A 26,041-nucleotide genomic window follows, 5' to 3' on the forward strand; every position below is an offset into this window, starting at 1 on the left:
TCCGATAGCCGTCAGGGTGTACATAAAGAGTGCCATTAGTATTGGTGCGATAACCGAGGCGAGGTCATCATTGGTGCCCTGGAAGTAAGCGGGTGTCGTGCCTAGTGCTGTTAGGGTCATTAGGAGTGCTCCGGGTATTCCCCCACCCAGTAGGATTGGTGCCTGGTTAAATACTCGTGTTTCTTCGGGGTACTTGCTCATCTTCCGCAACAAGAGCGGCAAGTTCTTATTGTATGGGGACGGTATATTCTGTTCCGGCCCAAACTTCATCGGCTCAACCATTGAATAATTCCTTCTATTTTCCAAGTCCGTCTTTAATGCCTGACGCGATCCCCTGAGTCAGATTGACAGAATGGTCAACGCTCATAGTGGCTCCATCTACCTTATCTGCAGTAGCATCCTTGATGTTGTGACCAACAAAATCATTAAACGAGCGTTGCGTGGTGTCAACAGCACCCTTGAATATGCCTCGACCCCACTTCTCGCCCACGGAGGCTGTATCCGCATTTAGAGGCATAGGATTGACGCCAAATGTGAGAGCACTTGCATGCGCTTTTGTAGTTGCATTGAGTAGGCTCTTTGCGTTAGTTGTTGCCAACCCTTCCATAGTGAAATTCTTGTTTGCGTCTATTAGTGTTTCTGTTGCGTATCCTGCATTGGAGCTAACAATTTCACCAGCCATATCGCCTAGCAGTTTCCTTGTGAAGTTATCTGTGGCCATATTGAGGCTATTTTTAGCCTCGTACTTCACTGCCTCCTGGATTGCTGAAGTTCCATTCATCCGGGACCAGAGTCCTGTCCCGGCCCTTTGCACCTTCCGTACGTTCTGGTGTGCCATCAGTGCTTTTTGAGCTGCTGGGGACGCCTGGGCCATCTTGGCGCCAATTAGGTTCGAAACACCCATAGAAACAAAGCCGGTGACTGCTCCAACAGTCGCAGCAATTCCTACCTTCTTCCAGTCGATAGGCTCGTTGGAGATCTTCTGTGTAAGCAAGGATGCTCCACCACCGACCAAGCCGCCAGCCAGGGCGCCAGCCACCAGGATTCCGCCCACACCCGTTGTTGCAAGGATAACTCCACCAATAATCGCTGCTCCCGCAAGGCCGTACTCCCAATCGATGCGCCTATTTCGGCTGTCGTTATACGCGGTGAGTGCACTGATGTCACTATCCGTAATGGGACTCAGACCGTAGGGGTCGGCAAGGCTCAATGGTGCGTTAGCTGCGTAATTATACGCGTTCGCCGCCCAAAGCGTAGCCGGTGGTGCAGCGATGGGATCCTGGGTCAGGAACGATGCGGTGTTCGGGTCGTAAAGCCGAGCTCCCATCCATTCCAGACCAGCAATAGCAATAGTTCCATCAGCAGTTAGCTGGACGTTGTCCGGAAGATGTGAGTCAAAACCTCCAGGGGAACCACCGTATGGATCCAATGGATCAGTCATGCTTTGAGGGCGCCATGCGTTCGCCACAATATCTGTGCCCAGGGTGACACCTGGTAGGTGGAACAAGGAATCCCCGTCGATACTTGAAAGGTTTGGTAGTGTAGCCGCTACATCCCACTGCAAGGTGGTGTCGTTGATGGTTGCGAGTTGGCCAAGAGCATCAACGTGAGTATCGATGGAAGTAGTATCCCCATCGTGTTCGATACTGAGCCCCACTAATGATCCACGAACATCCCACTGGTATCGTGTGGTCTTTTCATCAGAGGCGGATAGAACTCGCTGCCCGGTCGCGTCATATTCGTAACGGATGATTTTGTTTGTCGGTAGATGCACCGAAACGAGCTGGCTTGCCGCATCGTATTCGAATTTAGTGGCCTGATCATTGTGTGTTGATTCAGTCAGGCGCCCAGCCTGATCGTACTTCCATGACCTGTGCTCACCGTTGGTCGAGGAAAGCTCAACTAGCTGTCCAGCATCATCGTAAGAATATGAAATCCGCTGAGTCGTAGTCGTAATAGCAGTAACCCGACCGAAGGTGTCACGCTCAATGCGGGTACCGTCCTCAACACCGTCCTCGCCGGAATAAACGTGGCGAGTGATGAAGCCGTCATCGTAGTGCCAAGAATTCTTGACCTGACCAGTTTCAATACCAATCAATCGTCCGGCGAGGTCGTAGCCTAGTGACGCAACCCCGAGATCAGAGTGGATTACGGATGCAAGCTCGCCGCTCTCGTTGTGGAAATATTCGATCGAGGAGCCATTCTCAGTTCGGTAGGCAGTCCTCTGACCATCCCTGTTGTACTCCCACTCAGCGCGGGTTTCATCATCGTTCGCCTGTGTAATCTTTGAAACCAGTTTGCCCAAACGGTTGAACTTCAGAAGGTGAGTTGCTTCGCCGTTCTTACCTGTGTGATCTTCGACGGTGGCTGTGCGAGTAATCGGGTCGTAGTTAATCTTGCTCAGCAGCTTGTCATTGGCGTAAGAAGATTCGAGCTCGCCATTCGCATTGTAAGCAAAGGAAATCGTTGAGCCGTCAGCGTTCGTCTGAGAGGTCTGGCGTCCGGCAGCATCGTAGGTAGCTGTGGTGGTACGCCCCAGCTGGTCAGTCACAGAGTTGACTTGGCCGATCTTGTTATAGGAACGTTTCGTTACCCCGCCAAGAGGATCAGTAATCTTTACAACTTGGCCCCGCAGGTCGTACTCATAGTGAGTTGTTCCCCCGAGGCCATTAGTAGCCTTAACTAACTGGCCTGCCGCGTCGTAAACAAAGCGGCGGATACCAGTCAACAGATCTTGGTGGAAGGTTACGCGGCCGCACTTATCGTATGCCCAGCGGCTTTTGCCCTGACCAGGGATGACGGCTTCAACCAGACGGTTGGAACGGTCGTACGTGTAAGTAGATTCTTCACCTTCAGGATTGATTCTCGAAATCAGGCGAGAATCCGCATCATAAGTGAACCTAGTGGCGCCACCATTAGGTCCAATCAGTTGGGCGAGCCTGCCGCAGGAGTCGTAGTCGTACTTAGTTACGTGACCTTCAGCCGACGTGATCTGGATAATGCGTCCGGTAATATCACGGTCAATCTTGGTGAGTCCACCATCTGCGTCGAGTAGTTCAACAGGCTGTCCGGTCTCATCGTAGGTAACGATTTCTGCATCGCCTGCGGGATCAGTGTTCTTGACGGGTCGTCCATAGGAGTCAAACTCGATAACACCATTGGAGCTTCCATCCCCGTTACGTGAAGAGACGGCTCCCGCAGCGAGACTGCCTGAAATCTGGGTGCTCACCCCGGTTGGATCAGTAACACCAATCGGATTGCCAACAGCATCCCAATCTTGTTTCCAGGTGGCACCGTCCGGGTTCGTAATTGATAGGAGCCTGGAAAGCGCATCATGCTCAAAGACGAAATGCGCCCCATCTGGCAGAGTCAAAGCACGCACGTTACCCAAGTCGTCAAACTCACGCTCGGTCACGCGACCTAGTGGATCAATAAGTTTGCTTGCCCTACCGTGGTCACCGTACTGGATACGCGTAGTCGCGCCGTAAGGATCAATAGAAGCAGTCATACGACCGTGTGCATCGTATTCGAAGTTCCAGGCAACGCCCTCGGGATCGCGACGCCTTACAACATTGCCCGCCTCATCGTATTCGTACTTGGTTGTGTGCCCCAGAGGCGTAATCGACTTGATTACGCGACCGGCTACATCACGGACTAAGCGCGTGGTGTCACCATTTGTATTTGCTGAGCTTACGAGCTCGCCGAACTCGTTGTAGTCAAGAGTCACGGTGACACCGGTGGGGCTCGAAATACCGCGGAGTAGATCGTTTTCCCACTCAAAATGGGTGACCCCACCTTTGGGGTTGATTACGCGGGAAGGATTGCGATCTTCATCAGCGTCATATTCGTACCTGACGATCGAACCATTCTCAGCTACGGCCATGGTTAGGCGATCAAGGTCATCCCATTCAAAGTGAAGCTCACCTCCAGTAGGGAGGATCGTCCGAATCTCGTGACCGCGATCGTTGTAGAACCGGGTGGTCGTCTTCCCCTCACGATCAACACTGCGAACTAGGTTGCCGTAGCGGTCATACGACATGGACTGACGCTGGTCATCACTATCGATGACTCCTACAGTGCGACCCTGGTTATCAGCAATCCAGGTATTCGAACGGTCCCCGTCCATGTCAGAAACAACTGTGATGTTGCCCTGTAGATATGCGTAGCGACTAACACGACCGAAATCTGATTCCTGTGAGCGAACTCGCCCCAGATCATCATATGTGTTGACCAACTCGACGACGCCAGAGTTAGAAATGACCTTGTAGAGCAAGCCAGCGTCGTCGTGATGGTAGTTGCGCCGGCCTTGCGCAGTACTAACTCCAACGAGGTGCGCGCCCTCGTAATCGTATTCAACCCTTCGACCATCGTTTGCCATTGCAACAGCGACGCGACCATCAACATATTCGAGATCGATCCTGCGACCGCGCTCATGTTCAAGCGCTGTTACAAACCCCTCGCTATCGCGGACCACGGTCACAGTGGTGCCCGGGCCGGACGAAATTGTGGCAAGGTCACCTGAGGCAGTGAATGTCCAAACGTTTCCGCTGTTATCGCTTACCAGCCAATGCTTAGAATCCGCATCTATGGCCCCGAGCCAGAAGGATTCACGGCTCGCGCGAACTTGTTCAGTACCGTCCGGAACCGGGAAGTAGACATAACGTCCGTCTGCGCGAACCCAGATAATCCCGTCGGAAGACATCTCAATACGCTGGTCTAGGACAGATGACCAGCCGACACCGAACATGCCTACGTCTGCTGCTTCCGGGTCATTTCGGATCTGAGCCAAGGCCAGAATCGAGTTGTACATCCTATCTAGGCTCAGGTTGCTCGCCTGAGTGAATACGAGATCAGATTCTGGTTCGATGAAGTTACCGGTCGCCGTGTTAATTGGATCGTCTGCGTATCCAGTTGTTTGAGTCATACCAATAAGCGCAAACTTCGGAATCTCAATGTGCTGCCGCGCGGCATTGGCCCCACTGGCAGTAATAGCCTGGGCAAGAGCCTGGTTGGAAAGCGTGACAACGGCACCTTCGGAACCGGCCGCGATAAAGGCGTTCGCAATTGCCTCGATCCACTTGGCGTCTTCGCGGTTCCAGTCGTTGTACTTGCGAACTGAAGCTATGAAGTCGTCCATTCCCTGGATAGTGACGGAGCCGTCTTTCCAAGTCCATCCAGCTTCAAAGTCTTGGTAAGCACCATCAATATCTCTGATGGGACCATCTAGTTGATCCGCTGCGGAGTTAGCTTTCATGACGAAAGTCTTGAGCTTATCCGGTCGTGCTGAAGATGTTGAGCATCCACCGCCACCCGAGCCTGGCCAAGGCACGTCGTGGGCTTTCGGGGTTGGCCGAGAGAAAGTAATAGTGGGTGTTGGTCCAGGTGCTAGGTCGGAAGTGTTAATTTCCGGTTCAGCGTGCCACCAGTCATACCAAGTTTCCCAAATGGCATTGTCGCGGTCCGCCTGCCACTTGTCGTGTTCACGCTGCCACTCACGGGCTCGTTCAATGCGCTTTTGTTCTTGTTGCGCGGCGTTCTGTGCGTCTCGGAGTCCAGATATGATGGCTTGCAACGCGCCCATCATGTCGCTTTGGTCGGTGGAACGTATGCCCATGTTCCTGTCGAATAAATCAGCGAAATATCCGGAAAAGTCCTGCTTAGCTGTGGTTGCGCCACCATCAATCCCGGCGCCGGAAACGGAGAGCATGTTCCAGAGAGAGTTGCAGGAGCTGATTAGGTTGTCTGAAACAGTTTGCTGATTTGGACCCCAAACGTCCTTATCAACAGCGCGGGGAGTTGATGCCATTCTCTTGATCCTCTCGGTGACAGTCGTGCGGCCAGTCTCTTAATCGCGTCACAATTTTGTAAGAGACTGACCACACTTCGTTGAGCTCGTAAGGACGATTACTGACCGCCGCCAGCGGTGAAGATGTTCGTGGAGATTTGCTGTAGCTGGCCGCGGAGTTCTTCCAGCTCAGTTTTGGCGCGCTCGAGCGCCTGGCGTGTTTCCGGCCAGGTCTGGTCGCGGAACTGTTGGGCAAGAGGGCCGTCCCATACATTGGGGTCTGATAGAACACGGCCTTGTGAATCAAGCTGGCTAATCTGATCAGTCAAGCCACCATTGATGATCGACTGAATCTGAGAGATAGCAGACTTGGCCTGCTCGGTGGATAGAACGCGAGACATAGAATCTACTCCTAATCCTTGGTATTGGGTTAGTTCTTAGTGGTGCCGGATAACCAGTAGATGGTTTCCAGTATTGCTCCAGTGCACAAGGGAGCGGTTGATAGTAGGAACAAGACATGTAAATCCAGCTCAGAGACCGGATCACGGCGTTAGAATACGGAACTAAAGAGCGAGTGCCAATCGTCTACCGGATGATGGGACAAACTCCCGATTTGGGGGTAGCCAAACTCTTAATACTGATATACTATGCCCCGTCAAAGCTGAAGAAAAGATCCGCACCTTTTGGCACGTTGATCGACTTAAATTAGAATCTGTTTTCGCGTAACTCGCCGCTACTGGAAAATTAATCCCCCGTTAATAAATCAAGAAGTTGAGAGTCAAATTGCTCTGGGTGAAGAAAACTCTTCACGTTGTGTGAACATGCTCTCTGATCTCTAAGGTGCGCTTGGAATGTCGTAACGTGCTACACGGAGTTAACCTCTGGTGAAAAGTGGAACTAAGTAGCTTCCCCACGCCCAAAGAGAAGATTTTGCTCCTTTGGAAACGGACTATTTGTCAACAGTAGGATGATCCTTGAGACGACACTTAGATATCAGAAGGATTCCAGCCTGTATCTGCGTAATCCAATATTGGGATTGCTCGAAATCTGGGTGTAGCCGGAAATGAATTGTCTGGCTATAATAATGCGCGTACTAGCCAGGTTGCGTCTTCGCGCAGAATCTACGTCTGCCTATGCGGCTGAGTGCATCCCTCTTTACAGAGTTATTCCAGGAGAATTTAGCTGATGGCATTTAGCACGAATAAGACCCGATCAGTAATTGGGAAGGGACTGCTTGCGATCGCGTGTACATACGCATTGGGGCTGACCAGCGCGCCTTTTGCTCTGGCTGACGGGCGTGACTCAAGTGATAGCTCCCCGGTAGACGACTCAATCCTGAATGTGAGCGTTGCCGAGGATGGATCCATCACATCGATCGGATCGGATGATACGTCCGGAAAAAGCTTTGATCCTGCCGCTTCTGCTCACGACCTACCGGTTCGGGTTTTGACTTCCTGGACAACTGACGGGAAATCTGGCAGTGACCTGCGTCGAGTAGTAGGAGCTTCCGGCAAAGTTCAAGTAGATCTGAGCTTGCAGAACGTGACTGGCAAAGTCGAAAACGTAAGTGTTGACGCCAGCGGTGAATCTCTAACACGTGCACAGCTAGTTGCGACTCCGTTCACCGTCGTTGCTTCTACCCGCCTTGACAGCGTCTCACCGGAACAAGTGATCACAGGAGAGCCCGGTACGGCGGGGGTCACCAACGGAGTGGTCTCCGTAGACGATGAAGAAACTGTTGTCCAGTGGGCAGCTACGTTAGCTCCACCGGTGTTAGCTGGCGACGTGACGTTCAGCCTTGTGCTCGACGTAGAGAACTTTACTGTGCCCGAAATTAATATTGCTGCTGCCCCCGGGTTCGGACTTAACTCTTTGCAAGAAGATGGAGGGAAATCTGACGTTGTTGCCCAGACCATTTCAACTCTGAGTGACGTTGGAATGGTTCTTGCTGAATCTGGGAAATCCCTAACTACTGCTCGCGCGATGCTCACCGACGCCGGAAACCAAATTGGTTCGCGCACTATCAGTGACCTCACGGCCTCGAATGATCGAATTTTGGCTTCTGCTAAAGCTCTGTCTCAAGCATTAAACAGTTTGGACCAGTCTCTAACGGGAGAACTTTCTTCAGCAGGCGAAACTATTACTTCGGAACTGTCAGCAACCACTCAGCGCGTTAACGGATTGCTCGGAAACCCGGATGTAAAGACTCCTGGAATTACGGTCGACTCGTACACCTGTGACATCAAGAAGATTGATGTAAGTGAGGGCAATGACACCTCCGAAAACGAGGAAGACGAAAAGCAACGTAGGCTGAAAGACGCCATGGAGCGAAACGGTGTCTACGGTGTTGTCTCTGAACTTTCAGCACGCCTAGACGCCTACGCGGATGCGTCTGAAGTTTGTCAGACAGAGATTAGCTCCAACCTAGACAAACTGCTTGGCCCCGACGAGCCCGACGAAGAAATCTGTTCTCAAAACGATTCACTTTCGTGCAGCCTGTGGGAAACGCAGCGCGACCTGGTGGAGGTGAGTAACGACCTCGCTGAACAGGGCGCAGCAATCTCGAACTTGCTTGCTCAGGAACCGGTCAAGGAAAGCTTCACTGCCGCGGTAACACTTGGCGAAGCGATGACAGACCTAGACGACAAGATTAGTGTTCTCGAACATGAGCAGCCCGGAGCCAACTTAGACAGGTCTATTCGCGCCATTCGAAACTCTTTTAGGAACGCCTCCCGTGAACTTTCGAAGCTCAAAGGCGTAATTGACAGTTTGCACAGCGACCTCTCTGCGACACTGCAGACCGCTGACATGCAAGATCAGCGAATTCGACAAACAAAATTGGAACTTTGCGTTGCGTCAGGACAGACGATTCCCGAGGGCGAATCTGAGCCACTCGAACCCCAGATTGATACCGCAACGGTGGACTTGTTCTTAGAATCATTTGCGACTCACCGGTGTCCAACCACTGTTGGTGCTGAAGATGGAAGGCCGTTGCGTAACGGGAAGAACTCGGTCCAGGGATTAGGAAATACGCAGCGAGCCAGTATTGAGCAGGCAGTTGCTCAAACTGCTCCCTATACGGAAGAAAGCGATAATTCGGCGTTAGCGCAGGCCGTCAAGAGCATGGAGGAGCGTCTTGTTGAGGCTGATGAGGCAGTTCAGTCTTTGATTGACGCGAAGAACGGGGACACTGAATCTATAGAGGCACAGATTAAGGAAGTAAAGGGCGCATTCAGGACGGCTAACCGATCCTACGCTGAGGCCTACAAGTTACTGGAAGCCATGAACTCTAGCTATATGCAGACGCAAGAAGAAGTGGCCTCGACGTTCGATGAGACGTCAAAGCAACTGAAGCAGGATGCGGACGAAAACTACGATTCTGGGCTCGAAATCGTAAATACCGTGCGTGAGGACTCGAAGAAACAGTCGGACAAATTCTTTGGCAAAATTGGTGAAGACCTAAAGGGCACATCCAAGGAAATGCGAGATTCTTCTGGTGGGGCAATCCGTGCAACCAAAAAGGAAGTTGAGGAGCTAAACACTGCGCTTGGGCAAGGAACTCGCGAATCCCTCAACACGTCGAGCCAGCGTATGAACGAAATGCTTTCCAGTGCAGTCCTCGACTCCGACGCGGCTGGCGAACTGCTTAGCGCAGACATCAAGAAGGTGCTAAACGATATCGGCACCAATGATTCTGACAGTACCGGTCTGCTTGGTGCGATGGCGGCTTCAAACGGTCAGCTCGGGATTGCTGACGAAAAGATGACGACCTCGACGACGCAAATGTCGCAGTATCAGCTGCTGCAGAGGTCCCGATTCGATGAGTTCATCATGCGTCAGGGTGTGCTACAGGCAAGTCTTGCACGACTGGAGAACATTCCGGGTTTCCCGGTTGAGCAACCGGATGTTAACCCCCATGTGTTTACCTTCCAGGTGGCGACAGGAGACAACAGGTGAGCCGTCAAGAACAGCCGAACGCCCCAGTGCAGAAGCATTCAACCAAGAAAGACAACTCCAAAAAGTCAAGGCAACCGTGGATTATAGGACTAGCAGTCCTGCTTGTCGTACTGGTCTTCGTAGGAGCCAGCTGGGCAATCTTTTCTAAACAGGAAGATCCCGTTGGCGAACCTGCGCCGTCTCCCAAACTGGAAATTGTCGATAAAAAAATTCCTGCAGATCTGTCCGTAGGTGTGGTCGTGTCCTACACCGAAGATCCTTCGGAAGGCCGTGGCTGGGACCTAGCCGGTGAAGGAGCACAAGTAGCCGCTTGGCGTCTGGAACAGGGCGGGAAAAAAGTAAATCTGCCAGTAGCTTCTGACCAGGGATCGGAAGATGGCTCCGTCAAAGCAATCGAAGAACTAAAGGCTCAAGGTGCTACCGCGATTGTGGCGTTAACTAGCGGAGCGCACACAGATACACTGGCTCAAGCTGCTTTTGATGCGGACCTGCCAATAGTATTCCCTTATCAGGTCCCCAAAGCTGAAGCCCCCGCAGGCGCATGGTACGCCATGCCGTCAGAACAAGGACTAAAAGAGCTTATTTTAGACCGCATCGCTGCTCTGGGATGCGAAAGCCCTATTATTTTCAAGGGCACACAACCCCAATTTGATGGCATCAAAGGCACTGAAATTACAATCGGGGCCGAAGGCGTTGAGAAGTCTGTTGAAGAACTAGTTAAACATCTAGGAGAAAAGACCACTGAAAACTGCATCATTCTAGACACTGACCCGGTGCAGAGTGCGCAGATTATCCAGGGGCTTCACGGTCTCAACATTACTGTGGCAACCATCGGTGGCCCCGCGCTCGTAAACCCGTTGTTCACCCAGACCCTTGGAGATAATGCAGAAGTGCTCAACAATGTGTACGCCGTAGGAACGCCCTCCGCAATGGGCGTATCAATGACACCCGGTTCCCACGGGGCACGTGCAGCAGTGTTTGAACGCGCCGTAGCAATCATGTCGCAAGATCCAGAACTCGCTTCCGTCACAGGAGACGACTTCTTCCAGAACCGCGCAGACTTCGCGGACACTGCCAGTCACGACGCCCTACTCGCAATCGTCAAGGCGATCGCTATCGCAGGCTCGAGTGACGCCTCAGACATTAGCGAAGCCATGGGGTCTGTAAGTCTCGAGCCAAATGACGGCTTTGCAAGTGAGCACGTCGCATTCGTGGAGGGTGGCGAACCTGTAGGGATAGTACAAGCACTTCCAGTAGTGGGCGGCTTTGTATGGGCGAATCCAGCTGAGGACTAAAAGTTATTTCTCGTAAGCGGAAGCAATAACGCTTACGAGAACTGCCTTTGCGAGACAAAGCTTCAAAGGACCAGTAACCACAGGTAAGAGGCGGGAATCAAGTTGCGGATTGTTATCGATGAATCGGGTGCGCTACGCACATTCCGAGTAGCTAATCGCACAGCTAGTTCAACAATCAGTGAGTTGATTCAGTACGCCCACCTTGATGAGCGATCCTGGCAACACATGTGGGTGGACGGCCAGAGAGTTAAACCAGACACCACTTTGAATGAAATCCCTATTGTTGAAGGGTCGACCCTATCCAACCAGCCTCCAAGGGAGGGCAAAAGCTCAACCTGGCAACTTGTCGTAGTTGGGGGCGCAAACACCGGTCTCGTCCATAACTTAGTTGACAATCAACCAGTCCGAATCGGACGCAGTCCGGAAGCGGATATAACTATCGATTCAGGATCAACTTCATGGTCGCACTGCTTGGTTCGAGCTCAAGACGACCACGTTCAGATAGTTGACGATGACTCGTCAAATGGCACTTTCGTTGACGGGAAGAAGATCACCGAACCTGGCGGAATTAAAGTTGAGCAGACTGCGGTCCTCAGAATTGGAGGCTCAAACGTTGAGGTTCGACGTACCCCGCCAACAATTCAGTCGACAAGCGTCGGTGGACAACTTACTGGCGCATTCACACTTCCGTTCAACAGGCCGCCGCGCGTTGCGTTACCACCAGAACCAGAAGCGATAGAGCTTCCCACGAAGAAAACTGAAAATAACCCAGCTCGGTTCTCGTGGGCAGCTGTCATTGCGCCGTTATTGATGGCCGTAGCCCTAGTGGCAGTGATGGGATCCATTCGATTCGCGATGATCGCCCTTCTTTCTCCTGTCATGGCTGTGGGATCATGGTGGGAACAAAAGCGGCGCTCAAAAACCACCACTGAGGAAAATGAAAAGAAGTTCGTCGAAGACATCGAGAAGCTCAAAGATGATGTAGAAGAAGCAGGGATTGTTGAGCGGATCCGTCGCCGAGCCAAGCTACCGAACCCAGTGGTGTGTATGGAAACAGCTCGCCAAGGTGGGGCAAACCTTTGGCGGGCGCGCCCTAGTGACGATGACTTCCTAACCGCACTCGGCGGTATAGCCCCGGACAAGTTCGACGTTCCGGTTGATTCATCATCTAATTCACGCATGGAACCGGAGGTTCGTGAAGTTCTCAAAGATGCGCGGATTCCCGCAAGTCCGGTAGAGGTTGATTTGCACTCCGGGCCGATTGGAATTTGGGGCGAACGCGCAGCGGCTCTGGCTTTGGCCCGGTCCTTGGTCTGCCAGGTAGCCACACACAGTGGCCCTGCCGACCTCACAATCGGTGTATTCACAGATAAGGCTCGAGCCAACGAGTGGCGTTGGACAGCATGGTTGCCCCACATTCGTCAGGGCGGGGCAAACCCAAACAACCTGTGGCTTGGACTGAATACAGATGTCAGCAGTGTCCTCCTACGAAATTTACGGGACTCGACAGCCGGACTACTGACTGCGGGACTTCTGCTCGTCATTGACAACCTCGCTTTGCTGGAAGGGCGTGAAAGCCCCGCGCGCGACCTGCTGTCTTGGCAGCCCACCAGAGAGGACCGCGACAGCAATAGAGTCATTACAGGAATAGTCATTGCGGATCATGCAGACCAGCTACCGTCTTCTTGTCGGACAGTAATGCAGGTAAAGACGGACAGCGAACTCACCATCACGATTCCAAGCGAGGCCGCGTCGATATCAGGTGTTGTAACAGCCGGTGTCAGGGCAGATATAGCTGAGGACTGGGCTCGGCGCCTAAGCAAGTTTGACGATCCCGAAACTAAGGATCGCGGCGCATCGCTACCGCAAATGGTCCCACTCCTGCCTCTGCTCGGTCTGCAACCGGGAGTGACGGGCGCTGAAATTTCGCGAATATGGCGGGAAAACAAGGGATTTAAAGCCCCCCTGGGAGCGGGAGAAAACGGTACGTTCTGGTTTGACCTCGTCAAAGACGGTCCGCACGGCCTGGTTGGCGGGACAACGGGATCCGGTAAGAGTGAGCTCCTTCGCTCAATGGTTGCCGGACTCGCGGCGGGAGTCGACCCTGAACACTTGAACTTTATCCTCATCGACTTCAAGGGCGGGGCTGCGTTCGCTACTCTCGATCAGCTTCCCCACACCATTGGAACACTCACGAACCTCGATGCTCAGCTTGCGCGTCGCGCGATTGAAGCGTTGAGCGCAGAGTTACTGTACCGACAGAAAAAGTTTTCCGAAGCTGGCGAAGCCGTCGACAACCTCAAGGCCTACTGGGCGACTAATCCACCTGAGCCCATGCCACGCCTGGTAGTTGTCATAGACGAGTTCGCTCAGCTCGCTAAGGATTACCCGGACGTGCTTGCAGCGTTGGTTTCAATTGGGCAAGTTGGTAGAACCCTGGGTGTGCACATGATCCTTGCCACCCAGAGGCCGGCAGGTGTGGTAAACGAAGATATTTTGGCGAACACGAACCTGCGTGTTGCCCTTCGCGTTCAGAGTCGTGACGACTCGTCCTCGGTAATAGACGTTCCGCATGCCGCCAGTATTGGTCGTGACCAACCGGGACGCGCTTACATAAAACTCGGTGAGGACGATATCAACCCCATTCAGACGGCGCTGGTCACCGCTAACACATCCGGTAGCGCGCCCGAATCGATGTACGTCGATGAAATTACGCTTGGTGACCCGGCGCCGGAAGCACCACGTATGCCGCGCAGTGAAATGAGCGACCTGGATGAACTAATCGTCGCGATCCGGGATGCAAACACTGCGCACGGATTTGCGCGTCCTCGCCCAGTTTGGCCAGAACCGCTACCTGAAAAAGTTGAGTTGTTACTGCCTGGCCAGACCCGAGTGGACACTCAAGATGCCGTCAGCCAAGGACTGAAAATTCGTCCTAAGTCAGGCTCCATCATTTACGCGGGCGTGAGTGATGATCCACCAGACCAGCGCCAATATCCCACCGGATGGGACCTGAACGAAGGAAACCTCATGGTGGTGGGTATTCCTGGATCAGGAACTACCACCACGCTGACAACGCTCGCACTAGCGATCGGATCGACCTACAGTCCGGAGCAGGCCGATTTCCTCTACTTAGACATGGGGAACTATGGGCTTCAACCACTGCAACGATTGCCGCACACCATCGGTTACGCGGGGCCGGGAACTGTTAACCGCGAATTGCAGCAGCGCTTACTTCGCTACCTGAAGAAGCAAATGGAGCTGCGCATGGCGTCGCGGGAACAGCACAAGAAACTGTTTGTGTTTATCGACGGGTTTGCCACTTTGCGCGACGAATACAAGGAATTTGATGACCTAGCGCTGTTGGAAACCTTCTACCAGGTCTGGGCCAAGGGATCCGACGTAGGCATTCACTGCGTTGCAACGACAACCCGCATTAAGGCGATTCCGTCAGCGATCGACGACGTGACGACACAGAAGTGGGTGTTCGAACTCGCAGATCCCTACGACTACTCGCTGGTCGGAATTAAAAAGGACAACACGCCACACCCGATCGCAGGGCGTTGTGTGTTCTCTGAAACCGGACACCATACGCACATAGCAACACCGGTGAGCACCATCGGCGAAGCCGTTGAGACCGTGTCGCAAATTTGGCCCGAGGTCGAGAAAACAACTGTAGTAGCAACACTGCCCACGCACGTGCGAGCGCGCGACCTCATGACTCGTGCACAGCTTCTGCAAGAGCCCCGCCGTATCCCGATCGGTATTGCCGAGGCCGACCTGTCCGAATACGTCCTTAATGTATATGACGGTGAACATATGCTGATTGCGGGGCCGGCACGGTCAGGCAAGTCCACAATGTTGATCGCCCTTGCCACAAAATTGCGTGAAGACGCACAAGCCGACGGGCAATCCCTTCAGATTATTGGAGTGTCGTCGCGCCGGTCACCTCTGCAAAGTGCCACCGACAATTTTGATGAAGTCGTGAGCATTGACGATGTAAGCTACATAGCCGCAACGCTCATTCAGCCAGCAGTTCCAACTATTTTGATGATTGATGATGCGGATCAGATTCCAGATACGGATAAGGCTTTGGCGTCCCTGATTGAAAGTGGCGTGCAAAACCTAACGGTTATTGCCGCGGGCCGCAGTGACGAGTTACGTCGGCTCTACTCGCACTGGACTACCACTTTGCGCAAGTCCCGACTTGGCGTGCTACTACAACCCAATGTTGATTTTGACGGTGAACTAATGGGCGTAACTTTGCCGCGCAGAACACCAGTCAAGATCGGGGTAGGGCGCGGGTTTGCCTGCCAGGGCGGAGCTATTTCCATCGTCCAAGCGATAACTGCGCGTGGCGGTGACGGAGAATAATCATGCGGGATTTTGGCGCAAACTACAAGATCGGCGCAGAGTTAGGACGCGGCGCGTCAGGCGTTGTTTATCGCGGAATTAACAAAAACGATGGAACCAAAGTTGCCATCAAGATCCTGCGATCTGACCTGGTGTCCGACCGTGAAATCGTCACCCGTTTCATCACCGAACGTGACGCCCTAATAAGCTTAAACAGTCCTCACATCGTTAAGGTTTACGACCTGATTGCGGAGGGCGGTGAGCTTGGCATCGTCATGGAGTACGCGCCGGGAATGACACTACGCGAATCCATAAATGAGCGCGGCCTGAAGAGCCCCACCCAAGCCATCGAGATCACCAAACAGGTCCTAAGCGGACTAGCAGCCGCCCACGCTCGCGGAATCGTGCACCGAGATATAAAACCAGACAACGTTATTTTCGATCAGTCCGCAACCGGAGAAATCAATGTCTTAATCACAGACTTTGGTATCTCCAAGATCCTAGATGTTGCTACGTCAGTCACTCAAATGATTGGGACGCCGGAGTACATGGCACCAGAACTCATCGAACGTGGCACAGTAGCTCCGAGTGTGGACGTTTACGCTACTGGGATTATGCTTTACGAAATGCTCACGGGGCGCACTCCCTTTGGAGGCGGGGGAACTCCTTTCGCGATTGCAAACCTGCACCTAACTGCCGCTGTTAATCCGATTCCCGGGATACCGGAGGAACTCCACAATTTCCTGGGGCTTATGCTGAAAAAGAATCCCAGTGTGCGTCCTAGTGCGACGATGCTGATCGAGAGCGTCTCCGATTTTGAAGAGTCACTCGAAGGCTTGCCACCTTTGGCAAAGCAAGACCTGTCCGCCGCAGTTCATCCACCTACAATCCTCAAGTCCGACCAACTTGCATCGGACCTTGAAGAGGACGTAGCTGAGTTTGAGCGGATGGAAGCGCGCTTAGCGAAGAAAAGCAGCAAATCCTCCCTCGTCAAGCATCTGATTGGGAAGAAACCTGTCGAAGACGACGTACCTGATGAACCTGAACCTCTCATCATGCCGGATATCGCTGCGGCCCCCAATGAGACGGTCCTGCGGCCACTGCCCGAACTCACGCGAGTTCCGAAACCGGTTGAAACGGAAGAAGAAACCAACCGTTTCAATCCGAAAATAATAGGGATCATCACCGCTGTGGTACTAACAGTCGCGGTGGCTGCGGGCGGCATTATCTGGTGGAGTAACCGAGAACCGTCCTCGAAAACGCCAACCGACCTGGTGACTGCAACGCTGGAAGACAACCCACTTCCTTCTGGACTAATCATCAAACGGAAGGCAACCTACACGCCGGAAAACAATCTGATCGACTACACGATTAGTTTTAAGAGCATGAAAACGCCACTTTCCGGCCAAGTAATGGAAAGCTTCCAGGTGTCCGAAACCGATTGCTGGAATCCAATTTGGGACGAGGGCGTGCAAGCGACCTCACACAGTAAAGCGAAGACGTCGATAAATGCTGACTGTGCTTGGACTCTTGAGCTGGAGGACATTACTGCGCTTTCGGCAACGGAGGTTACGGCTCAGATTGACGCGGGCGATAATCCGCCGCACACGCAGGAGGAAATGGATTCCTACCTGGAAGCAATCTCTGCTAATACGACGGCAACGTTGAATGATCCGGCGACTACGTCCACCGCCTATCCGCTGCAGAGACTGCAGGGTTTGACGATGTCGGCGCCGCCTCGGATCGGTTCAAAGGAGCCTATTCCAATCATTATTTTGGGAGTTTGGCCCGATGGGGAAAACAACCTCACGCCAGTCATTGTTAGCCCCATGAAAGGTGAGCCCACCAGCATGCTGATGTCCTTGACCGGGAATGATCCTGCGGAAAACTTCCGTCTGACTGAAAGATGTACCGGTGCTGTAGCGATTAGTCCGGATGGTCATTCAGCTACGACTTTGCACCCAGCGACATGCGAGATAGGCGCCACGCTAGGTAACTTTGACGTGCAACCAGCGCGAATCTCTATTACTGGTTTTGGCTCCTAAATTGCCGTCTGGGATTGGACAGGTGGATGTACCAGCGCGTTTAGTTTGGCTAGTTCTTCGAGCAGACGGATGAAGGTCGATGCACGGTCAAAGTGGACTTCTTTTCAGTGGATCCTAGACAGCCAGCCAAAATGCTTGCGGTTAAAGTTCACCAAGAATCCCACCGGGAAAGCGGCAAGAAGCGTACCTAATGCAATCTCGCGAAGGAGGGTCCTCGGGTATTCGGTGACCAAAGAAATATCCCCGTTAAAGAATCAGTTGCCCGAAATGACCTATAAGCCAAAAACCAACACGAAATGACCTATAAGCCGAAATTAGAAAAACCACGGACACTCATTTTGGTTTGAGTTTCCGCGGTTTGCAGTGTGTCGGGGTGGCGGGATTTGAACCCACGACCTCTTCGTCCCGAACGAAGCGCGCTACCAAGCTGCGCCACACCCCGTGTCTCTTGGACTCAACAAGTATAACCAGCGGAGGCCAAACCCCAAAATTGAAAGGAATGCGTTTACCTCACATTCCAACGGTTAGGCGCGGGCCGCCGGCCTCATTTCGATAATGGAGGCTTCTGGCCTGCACGCGAAGCGAACCGGCGCGTAAGGTGAGGTCCCCAAGCCGGCGCTCACATGTAGTGGCGACTCTTTGCCGGCAAAGCTCCAAGCGGCCATGCCGGAGGCAAGCTCGCGCGGCAGGTCGCAATTTGTAACCAGGGCGCCGTACCCGGGCACACACAGTTGCCCTCCGTGCGTGTGTCCAGCAAGAATCAAGTGCGCATCGTCCGAGGTGTATTCGTTCAAAACCCTCTGGTAGGGGGCGTGCGTTATGCCCAGTCGCATCGTGTCAGCCGCGTACCACCCGTCCGGCAGCTGCGGGATGCGGTCGCGTTTGATGTGCGGGTCATCAACCCCAATCAAGCCAACTCGCACCAGGTCAGTCTGGCTAGCGTCGCCCTCAAAAATAGATCCCTTTACGGGCACATCAATGACTTCCGCCTGATTAGTTAGATTCACCCAACCTGCAAATTCAAAGAAACTGGCGAGTTCTTCCCATGGCAAGTCCGGAACGTTTCTCTTCTTGCTGTGTTTTGACGGACCGGTCAGGTACGTGGACCAGCGCTTTTTGCGCGGCGAATAGTAGTCGTTTGACCCAAAAACGAACGCTCCAGGCCGGTCCGTTAGAGGCTCGAAAGCACGCCTAACCATGTCCGCGCCCGCAATCGATCCAAAGTTGTCGCCCGTTGCAACTACGAAGTCGAAATCTTCATCTGCGAGTCCCCGAATGAAGTCCACGAGGAAGTCCTGGCCAGGGTACAGGTGAGGGTCCGCGATTTGCAGTATGCGCAACGCCGGGGTTTCGAGGCCCTCGGGAAGCTCTACCACGTAGCGGCGCAACGTCGGCATGCGCCGCTCAATTTGCGTCCACGCGGCCACGCCCACACCGGCCGCGGTAGCAAACGCGGCGGTGGAGCTAAGCAACTTCCTCGCGCCCATGTTCCTCCGTACGCGTGAATCCGCGCATTTAGCGCGGATTCACGGGCTTTAGCTATCTTCTAGTCTTTGTTATCGTCCTGGTTTTGCGATGGTTGCGTGGGCGGCGCGGGAGGCGGTGGCGTGGCGCCAAGATCGGCCTGCGGGAGGTCTACATAGTCCATCCCCTCGGTGGCGCGATTCATGTAGGCGCGCCATACAGGCCCGGTGAACGTGCCGCCATACACGTAGCCCCACTGGATGCCGTTGGCGTAGATGCCGTTCATTGACTGCGAGGATGCCCGAGCATGCCCCGCCCACACAACCGTTGAAATCTGCTTGGTTGCACCAGCTACCCACAGGTTAGCGTTGTCGTCAGAAGTACCGGTCTTAGCGATGAAGGGGTGACCAATAGCGATATTCGCGTAGGAGCCGGAGCGGCCCACCTTTTGCAGCACGGTTGAAACCATGTTCGCTTCCTTCGCGGGAACCGCCTGCTCGCAGGATGGCTTGTATGCCACGATCTGTTCACCGTCACGGTCAAGTACTTCGTCAACCGGTAGCGGCTGGCAGAGCACGCCATCGTTCGCAAGCGCGGCGTATGCGCCAGCGAGGGCCAGTGGGGTTGCGGGAGCGCCGATTATCTGCGGCGGGTACGGCTTGTGCGGCGAACCGTCCGCCTCCGCGATGCCAAGTGCAGCCATGCCGTCAAAAATTTCGCACATGTTCAGCTTGGTTGACATTTCCGCAAATACGCGGTTGATTGACAGTGAGGTCGCGTCGATCACGTTGAATGTGCCGCCCTTACCCGCAAGGTCGCTAACCGTCCAGTCTGATGCGTATCCGGGACCGCATGGGATGTTGAACTCTGAGGCCGCGAAGCGCGATGAGTGTCCGCCCAGTCGCTCCCACGCTCCGTGTCCCTCGCGGAACCACTGCAGCATCGTGAAGGGCTTTAGCGTTGATCCTGCAGAAAAGCCGTCGCCGCCGCCCCCGGACTTATCTACGTTGAAGTTCGACTGCGTGGCCTGGGGGTCACTTTCGGTGGGCACACCAAAGTTCGTGTTTTGCGCCATCGCAAGAATGCGTCCGGTGGATACCTCGCGTGTGACCAGCGCCGTGTTGGCTCCAGATGCGTCATTCACACCAATCAGGCCCGTGATTTCCTCGAACGCGGCCTGCTGCATGTTTGAGTTCAGGGTCGTCTTGATGGTGAGGCCGCCGCGAAGTAGCTTTTGTTTACGCTCGGCCTCGTTGGCGCCAAACTGGTCGGAGGCCAGCAGGTACTGGCGCGCGTATTCACAGAAGTATGCGGCGTTACCCGCGCCAGCGCAGCCCTGCGAGCGGAAGTTTGGTTTCAGCATGTCGGCGATTGGGATCGCGGTTGCCTGGTCGTACTCTTCCTGCGTGATCTTTTCTTCGGCAAGCATCGCGGCAAGCACCGTGTCACGCCTGTTCTGCGCGGCTTCGGGATCGTTAAGCGGATCGTACTGGATGGGTGATTTAACCATGCCGGCCATCATTGCGGCCTCGGGAATCGTGAGGTCTTTTGCGGACTTAGAGAAGTATCTGCGTGCGGATGCCTCCGCCCCGTAAACATTCGTGCCAAACGGAGCGATGTTCAAGTAGCCGGTCAGAATGTCATCTTTCGACATTTTTTGTTCAAGTGCGAGGGCGTAGCGCGCCTCGCGAAGCTTACGGCTGATGGTCTGTTCGGTTGCCGCGTCAATCTTGTCCTGATCGCCCTCTTGCAATCCGGCTTCGAGAAGGGTGTTCTTCACGTACTGCTGCGTGATGGTGGAAGCACCCTGCGTGCTCTGATCTGAAACGTTGTTGATTGCAGCGCGGGCCATGCCGTTCGGGTCGATACCCTTATGCTCGTAAAAACGCCTATCTTCAATGGAGATAATCGCGTCTTGCAGGTAGGGCGAAATTTCTTCGAGGGGAACGATGATTCGGTTCTCGGCATAGAACGTTGCCAGCACGGAGCCATCGGCAGACAACAACGTGGATTGTTCGGATGGGGGGAGGATTTCAAACTCGGCGGGTAGCGCGTCAAACACCTGCGGGCCGGCTTTAGCTACAAGCCCAACTCCGCCCGCAGCGGGAACAGCGAGCCCCGCTAAGAGCACGCCAAAAAGCGCGGAAGACGCCAAGAAGGTAGTAAGCAACGTGGCGAACTGCCGTTTTCCGACGTGACGAGAACCTGAATTCGACATGATTCAAGCCTACTTTGAAAACGCTTTTTTGTAACGACCGGGCGCTAAACGCCGCGAATTAGAAAAACTTTGTAATCGGACCTTATGCCTAGAGATTTTGAAAATTTTTCTGCTAGGTGGGCGTGATTTGTGTAAACGATCGGTTCTGGGCAGCACATTAGTGGATTTCAACTTGCTCCCAAACCCAAATTGTGTGTATGGTCACATCAGATTCAGTGCTTGAAGCACATGCGAACAATGGGGTGAAGATGAGCTACGCACATTCCGACAAAGATCAAAGTTGGGCGGCAAAGGCGCTTTGCGCAACTGAGACTCCGGACGCGTTATTTGTACAGGGCGCGGCGCAACGCCAGGTTCGTTCCCGCTGCATTGCATGCCCAGTTCGTCTTGAGTGCCTAGCGGACGCGTTGCAGTCCGAAGCTAATTTCGGTGTTTGGGGCGGTCTTACAGAACGTGAGCGCCGCGCGATGCTACGCTACTACACTCACGTAACTGACTGGCGCACGTGGATCATGGAGTCTGATGACCCGCTCGCGGAAGAGCTTCGCTCGCCGCAGATCCCCCGCGTCTTGGCTCGCGTTCGGCGCTAGCCCGCATACCTTTTACAGGAGTGACCTATGACTAAATGGGAATACGCAACCGTCCCCCTAATCATTCACGCTACGAAGGCAATCCTTGACCAGTGGGGCGAGGACGGCTGGGAGCTCGTTCAGGTTGTGCCGGCACCCAATAATCCAGACAACTTCGTGGCGTACATGAAGAGGCCAAAAGCTTAGGCCGCGCGTAGTGCCCACACGGGTTTAAAAAATGAGGGAAGGTTTTCACCTTCCCTCATTTTTGTTGTTCAGGCTACTGCCTCGTATATCGAACTAGCGCGCGCGGCGTGCCAGACGATCGAGGTCAAGAAGCGTAACGGCGCGGCCTTCCAGGTGGATCCAACCGCGGGAGACGAAGTCGGCAAGCGACTTGTTAACGGTTTCACGAGAAGCGCCAACCAGCTGGGCAAGCTCTTCTTGCGTGAGGTCGTGCGGCACGTGAACACCATCTTCGGCCGGGGTTCCAAAACGATCCGCAAGGTCTAGCAGGGCCTTAGCGACGCGACCAGGAACATCGGAGAAGACGAGGTCCGCAAGGCTCTCGTTGGTGCGACGCAGGCGGCGAGCCAACGCGCGCAACATGTGCTTGCCCATCGTTGGGTTCGTATCCAAGATCGCGTTCAAATCAGCGTGATCGAGATGCAGAAGCGTTACCGGCGAAACCGCGGTTGCAGTGGTGGAACGCGGACCCGGATCAAACAGGGTCAGCTCACCAATGATCTCGCCGGGGCCAAGCACTGCAAGCAGGTTCTCGCGCCCATCCATAGAGGTGTGGCCGAGCTTAACCTTGCCTTCCGTGATGATGTAGAGACGGTTGCCAGGCTCGCCCTCTTCAAATAGAACCTCCCCGCGACGCAGGGTGGTCTGTCCCATTTTGGAGCGCAACGAATTTTGCTGCGCTTCATCTAGCCCTTCAAACAGAGGGACTTGGCTGATGTAGTTTCCTTCCACGGTCACCTTCATTCTCCGCTAAAGCGGCTAAGTGGTTATAAGCGTATGTACGCCCCCGTAACGTGGATGTGCGCACCTGCACACCAGTTTAACCGCTTTTCTTGCGTTTTATGAGGAAAACAACACATGCCTTCACGATTTGGCGCATGTGGCGCACGTTTGCCAGGCGCTAAACTCCGCGGTTTGTATGCTCTAGGTATGAGCGTTCAAGAAACCAAAAGTCAGCCTTTAGAGGTCGCGCAGGTACTGGCCGACCTGTATCCGGACGCGAAGTGTGCCCTGGTGCATGAGAATGCGTTTGAGTTGCTCGTAGCCACTATCCTGTCTGCGCAAACCACTGACGAGCGGGTGAACACTGTGACCCCCGCGCTGTTTGCTGCCTATCCCGCGCCGCGCGACATGGCGCATGCGAATGAAGCTGACATTGCGCAGATAGTGCGGCCCTTGGGTTTTCAAAATCGGCGCTCAACCCAGTTGCGGCAGATGGCGCAGGCGTTGGATGAAAAGTTTGCCGGCGAGGTTCCAAGCTCGCGGTCCGAGCTTGAGTCTTTACCCGGAGTAGGGCGCAAGACGGCGCACGTCATCATGGGTAATGCGTTTGGGATCCCCACAATCACCGTGGACACGCATGTGGGCAGGCTAGCGAAGCGGCTCGGCTGGTCCAGCGCCAAGACGCCTCTTGCGATCGAGCGAGACATTGCGAAAGCACTACCGGGGCAGGACTGGACCGTGCTGTGCCATCGGCTTATCGAGCATGGGCGGCGCGTGTGTCACGCGCGGTCCCCGCAGTGCGATAGCTGCGCCCTCGCACCCCTTTGCCCGTCTGCGCAAGTCGATTAGAACCAGCGGGTTAAAGCAGATCGATTAAAGAGGCTGGGGCCCAGCTCGTGCAGCCAGCGGAAGCTTCAGCCGGTGCAGGCCTTGAGGTGGTTAAGGACGGCTTCGTTCAACTGCTCGGGCGCTTCCTCGGTGGGGAAGTGGCCGCAATCCAGTTGGAATGTAGTGATCGGCTGTTTTGCCCACTGCTGGTCGCGCAGGAACGTTTTTGGAGGCCGCAGCCCGTCCTGTAGACAGATGACGCGAGAGACGGGCATGTCTACAACCGTGTCGATGCGGGCGCGGGTGCGCCGGGTCAACGAGTTCGCGCGGATCACGGCCTCGAGGGCGGTTTCAGTTGCGAATGGGCGGGAGAACGCGTAGCGGTACACGCGCTCATCAGCCTGCAACTTGGACCTGTTTTGTGGCGCTGCCCAAGAGGCGGCGGCGTCTGCAACAATCTTGCCTGAACGCAGGTTTCGCACGTTAAACCACGGGGAGCGGATCTTCATCGCCGTGCGGCCGGCCGCGCTGAATGGGGAGGGGGTGGAGCGCTCCAGGTTTAGAGGGTGGGGCTGCGCGATAGACATGAGGGAGGCAACCACGCGCGGATTCGTAGCGGCCAGAATCCACCCGAAAATACCGCCCATGCCCTCGCCTATGATGTGTGCTTTTGCCACGTTCAAACTGCCGAGCACCGCGGTTACGTCTGCCGCCATGCGCACCGGATCTTGACCATGCGGCTGCAGGTCTGAGGAGCCGAAGCCGCGCAAATCCATGGCCCACACGCGGTAGCCCTCGGCTGCCAGGTGCACCAGCAGGTGGCGCATCGAGTACCAGGTGCGCGGAAAACTGTGCAGTAGCATCACGGGTTCACCGTCGGCGGGTCCCATTTGCGCCAGGTGGAAGTTCGCGCCTCCCGCATTCACGGTGATGTGCTGCCATTCGCCCTCGGGCAACAATAGTGACCGGCCATCCGTGTTCGACGTGGATGGCCGGTCTAAAAAGTTAGAGCTCATGGCTCCAAGTTAGCTAAAATCGTCCTCATTTTCGAGGGCGGTTAACCTGCGCGGTTTACTTCTTCTTCAATGTTCCGGGGGCGAGCTGCTCGATCTGGGTACGGATCTCTTGCTCGCGGCGTCCGTCGCGACGCGCGAAGATGGACGTTAGACCAATGACGAAGAGGATTAGGCCAGATACCGCCATAACGCCCGTGTATCCGGTCCACTGAATGTGGTGGGCCACGTTGCCGCCAAACGCGTTGAAAGCGGTTAGCCAGTTGTAGGCGGGCTCCATGAAGTCGGCTGTCACCGCAGGTGCGGCGAGGAAGAAGATGCCGCCGGCCATTGCCAGGATGCCGAAGATGAGAGCGCCGAGCGAAGACCTGATGGTCAGCATTACCACGAGGATCGCAACAATTACGCCAGCGCCAAGCTCAATGAGAGCCGCTGGGTTGATAACGCCGGTTGCAACCGGGTTGTCCTGCGCCAGCGTTAGACGAGCGGCCGAGTCGGTCAGCAGGTACCAGGCGGCGGGAACACCAATCAGCGTCAGGAAGAATGACCACACGCGAGCTCCAACGCGTGATGGAACTTCGGGCACCACCGTGGCTTCTTCGAAGATCGATTGGGTGTCGTTTAGCTCTACTGGTTCGCGCGGAATCCACGAGGACGTTGCCTCGGGTTCTTCCGTTTCGGCAACCTCGGGGCGCAGTAGCGACTTGCGACGCACCTTCGTAGCCTCGATGTCGTCTTCTGCGTCTGCTCCGGCTGTAACTGCGGCCACTCCAGCGGCGGCGCCTAGCCCTGCTGCTAGTTCAGAATCGGGCTGCGCAATGGGCGCGGCAGATTCCGATGCTGGCTCTGCAACAGGGATCCCCACTGGCTCGCCCGCGGGATCTGCAACGGCTTCGGGCTCAACGTCCGGGAAGGCGGGTACTTCGCGCATACGCTCGTATTCGTCCTCGGGGGTCTGGCGACGCTCAAGTACGTCGCGAGGAATATCGTTGCCACTCGCCGCTACATGCGGGATGGAGTTTGTTGTATCCGTGGCTTTAGGAAGTGAGGTTTCGGTCTGCCCCTCCCACGCGGGTGCTGGTTCAGGAGCGGGCGTCGGCTCTGGTGCCGCCACGGGTTCGGGAGCGGGGACGGGATCTGGCTGGCGCGTTGCAACCGACTGTGCAGGTGCGGCGGTCTCGCTCTCGGTGTCTGCGTCGCGGGGGACCACAGGGGCAACCGTGGTTTTTGCTTCAACGTCTTCAAGGACTTCGTCGCCAGCCGAGCCAACGATGTCTTCAGGCTGATCGTCGCCAAATACGGCGGCGCCCTCGTCGATCGTCAAATCCTCGTTACCAGCATCGAGAGTGCTATCAGCTTCGAGCGGATCTAAGGGGGCAGGTTCTGATGCCGGATCAATGAGGTCGGGGTGCTGTGCTTCGTCCTCTACCTGGCCGCCAAGATCCCACGTGGGGCGCTGCGCCTCATCGGTCTCGTTAGGGTCGTCAAAATTACGATCAGCCATGAAATCCTCCAATAATCTGTCGCCAACTGCGCGCGCGGGGG

Annotated in this window: 14 protein-coding genes, 1 tRNA gene and 1 pseudogene; 7 read left to right on the forward strand and 9 right to left on the reverse strand. The window is 54.8% G+C overall.

Annotated features, from left to right (window positions below; all coding sequences use genetic code 11):
• From HMPREF1628_RS09205 to HMPREF1628_RS07535, 3 genes and pseudogenes are all read right to left on the reverse strand, one after another.
• Positions 1-201, reverse strand: a pseudogene (locus HMPREF1628_RS09205) (hypothetical protein); the annotation flags it as partial.
• A gap of 94 nt (positions 202-295) precedes the next feature.
• Positions 296-5,806 (reverse strand): DUF6531 domain-containing protein, encoded by a 5,511-nt coding sequence (locus HMPREF1628_RS07530; protein ID WP_034510503.1) that lies wholly within the window; start codon positions 5,804-5,806, stop codon positions 296-298.
• A gap of 98 nt (positions 5,807-5,904) precedes the next feature.
• On the reverse strand, positions 5,905-6,186 hold the full coding sequence (locus tag HMPREF1628_RS07535; protein ID WP_034510506.1) for a pyrophosphorylase: 282 nt from the start codon (positions 6,184-6,186) through the stop codon (positions 5,905-5,907).
• 784 nt (positions 6,187-6,970) lie between these two features.
• Here HMPREF1628_RS07535 and HMPREF1628_RS07540 point away from each other — a divergent pair.
• From HMPREF1628_RS07540 to HMPREF1628_RS08740, 4 genes are all read left to right on the forward strand, one after another.
• Positions 6,971-9,742: a hypothetical protein gene (locus HMPREF1628_RS07540; protein WP_034510509.1), complete on the forward strand. Its 2,772-nt coding sequence runs from the start codon at positions 6,971-6,973 to the stop codon at positions 9,740-9,742.
• Entirely contained in the window at positions 9,739-11,037 is a 1,299-nt protein-coding gene (locus HMPREF1628_RS07545) for a hypothetical protein (protein WP_034510512.1), read from the forward strand. The genes HMPREF1628_RS07540 and HMPREF1628_RS07545 overlap by 4 nt, the downstream gene beginning before the upstream one ends.
• Positions 11,038-11,262: 225 nt before the next feature.
• A complete protein-coding gene (locus tag HMPREF1628_RS07550; protein WP_232219419.1) occupies positions 11,263-15,411 on the forward strand; it encodes an FtsK/SpoIIIE domain-containing protein in 4,149 nt (1,382 codons plus the stop codon).
• A 2-nt stretch (positions 15,412-15,413) separates the two neighbouring features.
• A complete protein-coding gene (locus HMPREF1628_RS08740; protein WP_052038997.1) occupies positions 15,414-17,435 on the forward strand; it encodes a serine/threonine-protein kinase in 2,022 nt (673 codons plus the stop codon).
• Between the two features lie 368 nt (positions 17,436-17,803).
• Here the strand turns inward: HMPREF1628_RS08740 and HMPREF1628_RS07560 are convergent.
• The 3 genes from HMPREF1628_RS07560 to HMPREF1628_RS07570 all read right to left on the reverse strand — a co-directional run bounded on the left by HMPREF1628_RS07560 (position 17,804) and on the right by HMPREF1628_RS07570 (position 21,117).
• A tRNA-Pro gene (locus HMPREF1628_RS07560) sits at positions 17,804-17,877 on the reverse strand.
• A gap of 82 nt (positions 17,878-17,959) precedes the next feature.
• Entirely contained in the window at positions 17,960-18,922 is a 963-nt protein-coding gene (locus HMPREF1628_RS07565; RefSeq protein WP_034510515.1) for a metallophosphoesterase, read from the reverse strand.
• Positions 18,923-18,981: 59 nt separating this feature from the next.
• Complete coding sequence (locus HMPREF1628_RS07570; protein ID WP_034510518.1) at positions 18,982-21,117, reverse strand: transglycosylase domain-containing protein; 2,136 nt, start codon at positions 21,115-21,117, stop codon at positions 18,982-18,984.
• Positions 21,118-21,365: 248 nt separating this feature from the next.
• On the opposite strand from HMPREF1628_RS07570, the gene HMPREF1628_RS07575 reads away from it, so the two are divergent.
• Both HMPREF1628_RS07575 and HMPREF1628_RS08910 read left to right on the forward strand, forming a co-directional pair.
• Positions 21,366-21,707 carry a WhiB family transcriptional regulator gene (locus tag HMPREF1628_RS07575; RefSeq protein ID WP_034510614.1) on the forward strand — a complete coding sequence of 114 codons (342 nt, stop codon included), beginning with the start codon at positions 21,366-21,368 and terminating at the stop codon, positions 21,705-21,707.
• A 27-nt stretch (positions 21,708-21,734) separates the two neighbouring features.
• Positions 21,735-21,893, forward strand: a complete 159-nt coding sequence (locus HMPREF1628_RS08910; protein WP_084703324.1) for a DUF4177 domain-containing protein — start codon at positions 21,735-21,737, stop codon at positions 21,891-21,893.
• 93 nt (positions 21,894-21,986) lie between these two features.
• Here HMPREF1628_RS08910 and HMPREF1628_RS07580 read toward each other — a convergent pair whose 3' ends face one another.
• The gene (locus HMPREF1628_RS07580) at positions 21,987-22,676 is read right to left on the reverse strand and encodes a Crp/Fnr family transcriptional regulator (RefSeq protein ID WP_034510521.1); all 690 of its coding nucleotides are present in this window, start codon (positions 22,674-22,676) and stop codon (positions 21,987-21,989) included.
• Positions 22,677-22,862: 186 nt separating this feature from the next.
• Here HMPREF1628_RS07580 and nth point away from each other — a divergent pair, with 186 nt between their 5' ends.
• Positions 22,863-23,504 (forward strand): endonuclease III, encoded by a 642-nt coding sequence (nth, locus tag HMPREF1628_RS07585; RefSeq protein WP_034500690.1) that lies wholly within the window; start codon positions 22,863-22,865, stop codon positions 23,502-23,504.
• 65 nt (positions 23,505-23,569) lie between these two features.
• On the opposite strand, the gene HMPREF1628_RS07590 is transcribed toward nth, so the two are convergent.
• Both HMPREF1628_RS07590 and HMPREF1628_RS07595 read right to left on the reverse strand, forming a co-directional pair.
• Complete coding sequence (locus HMPREF1628_RS07590) at positions 23,570-24,499, reverse strand: alpha/beta fold hydrolase (RefSeq protein WP_034510523.1); 930 nt, start codon at positions 24,497-24,499, stop codon at positions 23,570-23,572.
• Positions 24,500-24,554: 55 nt separating this feature from the next.
• Positions 24,555-26,000, reverse strand: coding sequence for an MFS transporter (locus tag HMPREF1628_RS07595; protein WP_034510526.1), 1,446 nt, complete (start codon positions 25,998-26,000; stop codon positions 24,555-24,557).
• Positions 26,001-26,041 lie beyond the last annotated feature (41 nt).

The organism is Actinomyces sp. S4-C9 (genome assembly GCF_000758775.1).
In the GTDB taxonomy this organism is placed as follows: Bacteria; Actinomycetota; Actinomycetes; order Actinomycetales; family Actinomycetaceae; genus Gleimia; species Gleimia europaea.

What these genes read in the sequence shown, in the direction of transcription:
- HMPREF1628_RS07530 (WP_034510503.1), bottom strand. Translation starts at nt 5,806, where the DNA reads ATGGCATCAACTCCCCGCGCTGTTGATAAGGACGTTTGGGGTCCAAAT.
- HMPREF1628_RS07535 (WP_034510506.1), bottom strand. Translation starts at nt 6,186, where the DNA reads ATGTCTCGCGTTCTATCCACCGAGCAGGCCAAGTCTGCTATCTCTCAG.
- HMPREF1628_RS07540 (WP_034510509.1), top strand. Translation starts at nt 6,971, where the DNA reads ATGGCATTTAGCACGAATAAGACCCGATCAGTAATTGGGAAGGGACTG.
- HMPREF1628_RS07550 (WP_232219419.1), top strand. Translation starts at nt 11,263, where the DNA reads ATGTGGGTGGACGGCCAGAGAGTTAAACCAGACACCACTTTGAATGAA.
- HMPREF1628_RS08740 (WP_052038997.1), top strand. Translation starts at nt 15,414, where the DNA reads ATGCGGGATTTTGGCGCAAACTACAAGATCGGCGCAGAGTTAGGACGC.
- HMPREF1628_RS07565 (WP_034510515.1), bottom strand. Translation starts at nt 18,922, where the DNA reads ATGGGCGCGAGGAAGTTGCTTAGCTCCACCGCCGCGTTTGCTACCGCG.
- HMPREF1628_RS07570 (WP_034510518.1), bottom strand. Translation starts at nt 21,117, where the DNA reads ATGTCGAATTCAGGTTCTCGTCACGTCGGAAAACGGCAGTTCGCCACG.
- HMPREF1628_RS07575 (WP_034510614.1), top strand. Translation starts at nt 21,366, where the DNA reads ATGAGCTACGCACATTCCGACAAAGATCAAAGTTGGGCGGCAAAGGCG.
- HMPREF1628_RS08910 (WP_084703324.1), top strand. Translation starts at nt 21,735, where the DNA reads ATGACTAAATGGGAATACGCAACCGTCCCCCTAATCATTCACGCTACG.
- HMPREF1628_RS07580 (WP_034510521.1), bottom strand. Translation starts at nt 22,676, where the DNA reads ATGAAGGTGACCGTGGAAGGAAACTACATCAGCCAAGTCCCTCTGTTT.
- nth (WP_034500690.1), top strand. Translation starts at nt 22,863, where the DNA reads ATGAGCGTTCAAGAAACCAAAAGTCAGCCTTTAGAGGTCGCGCAGGTA.
- HMPREF1628_RS07590 (WP_034510523.1), bottom strand. Translation starts at nt 24,499, where the DNA reads ATGAGCTCTAACTTTTTAGACCGGCCATCCACGTCGAACACGGATGGC.
- HMPREF1628_RS07595 (WP_034510526.1), bottom strand. Translation starts at nt 26,000, where the DNA reads ATGGCTGATCGTAATTTTGACGACCCTAACGAGACCGATGAGGCGCAG.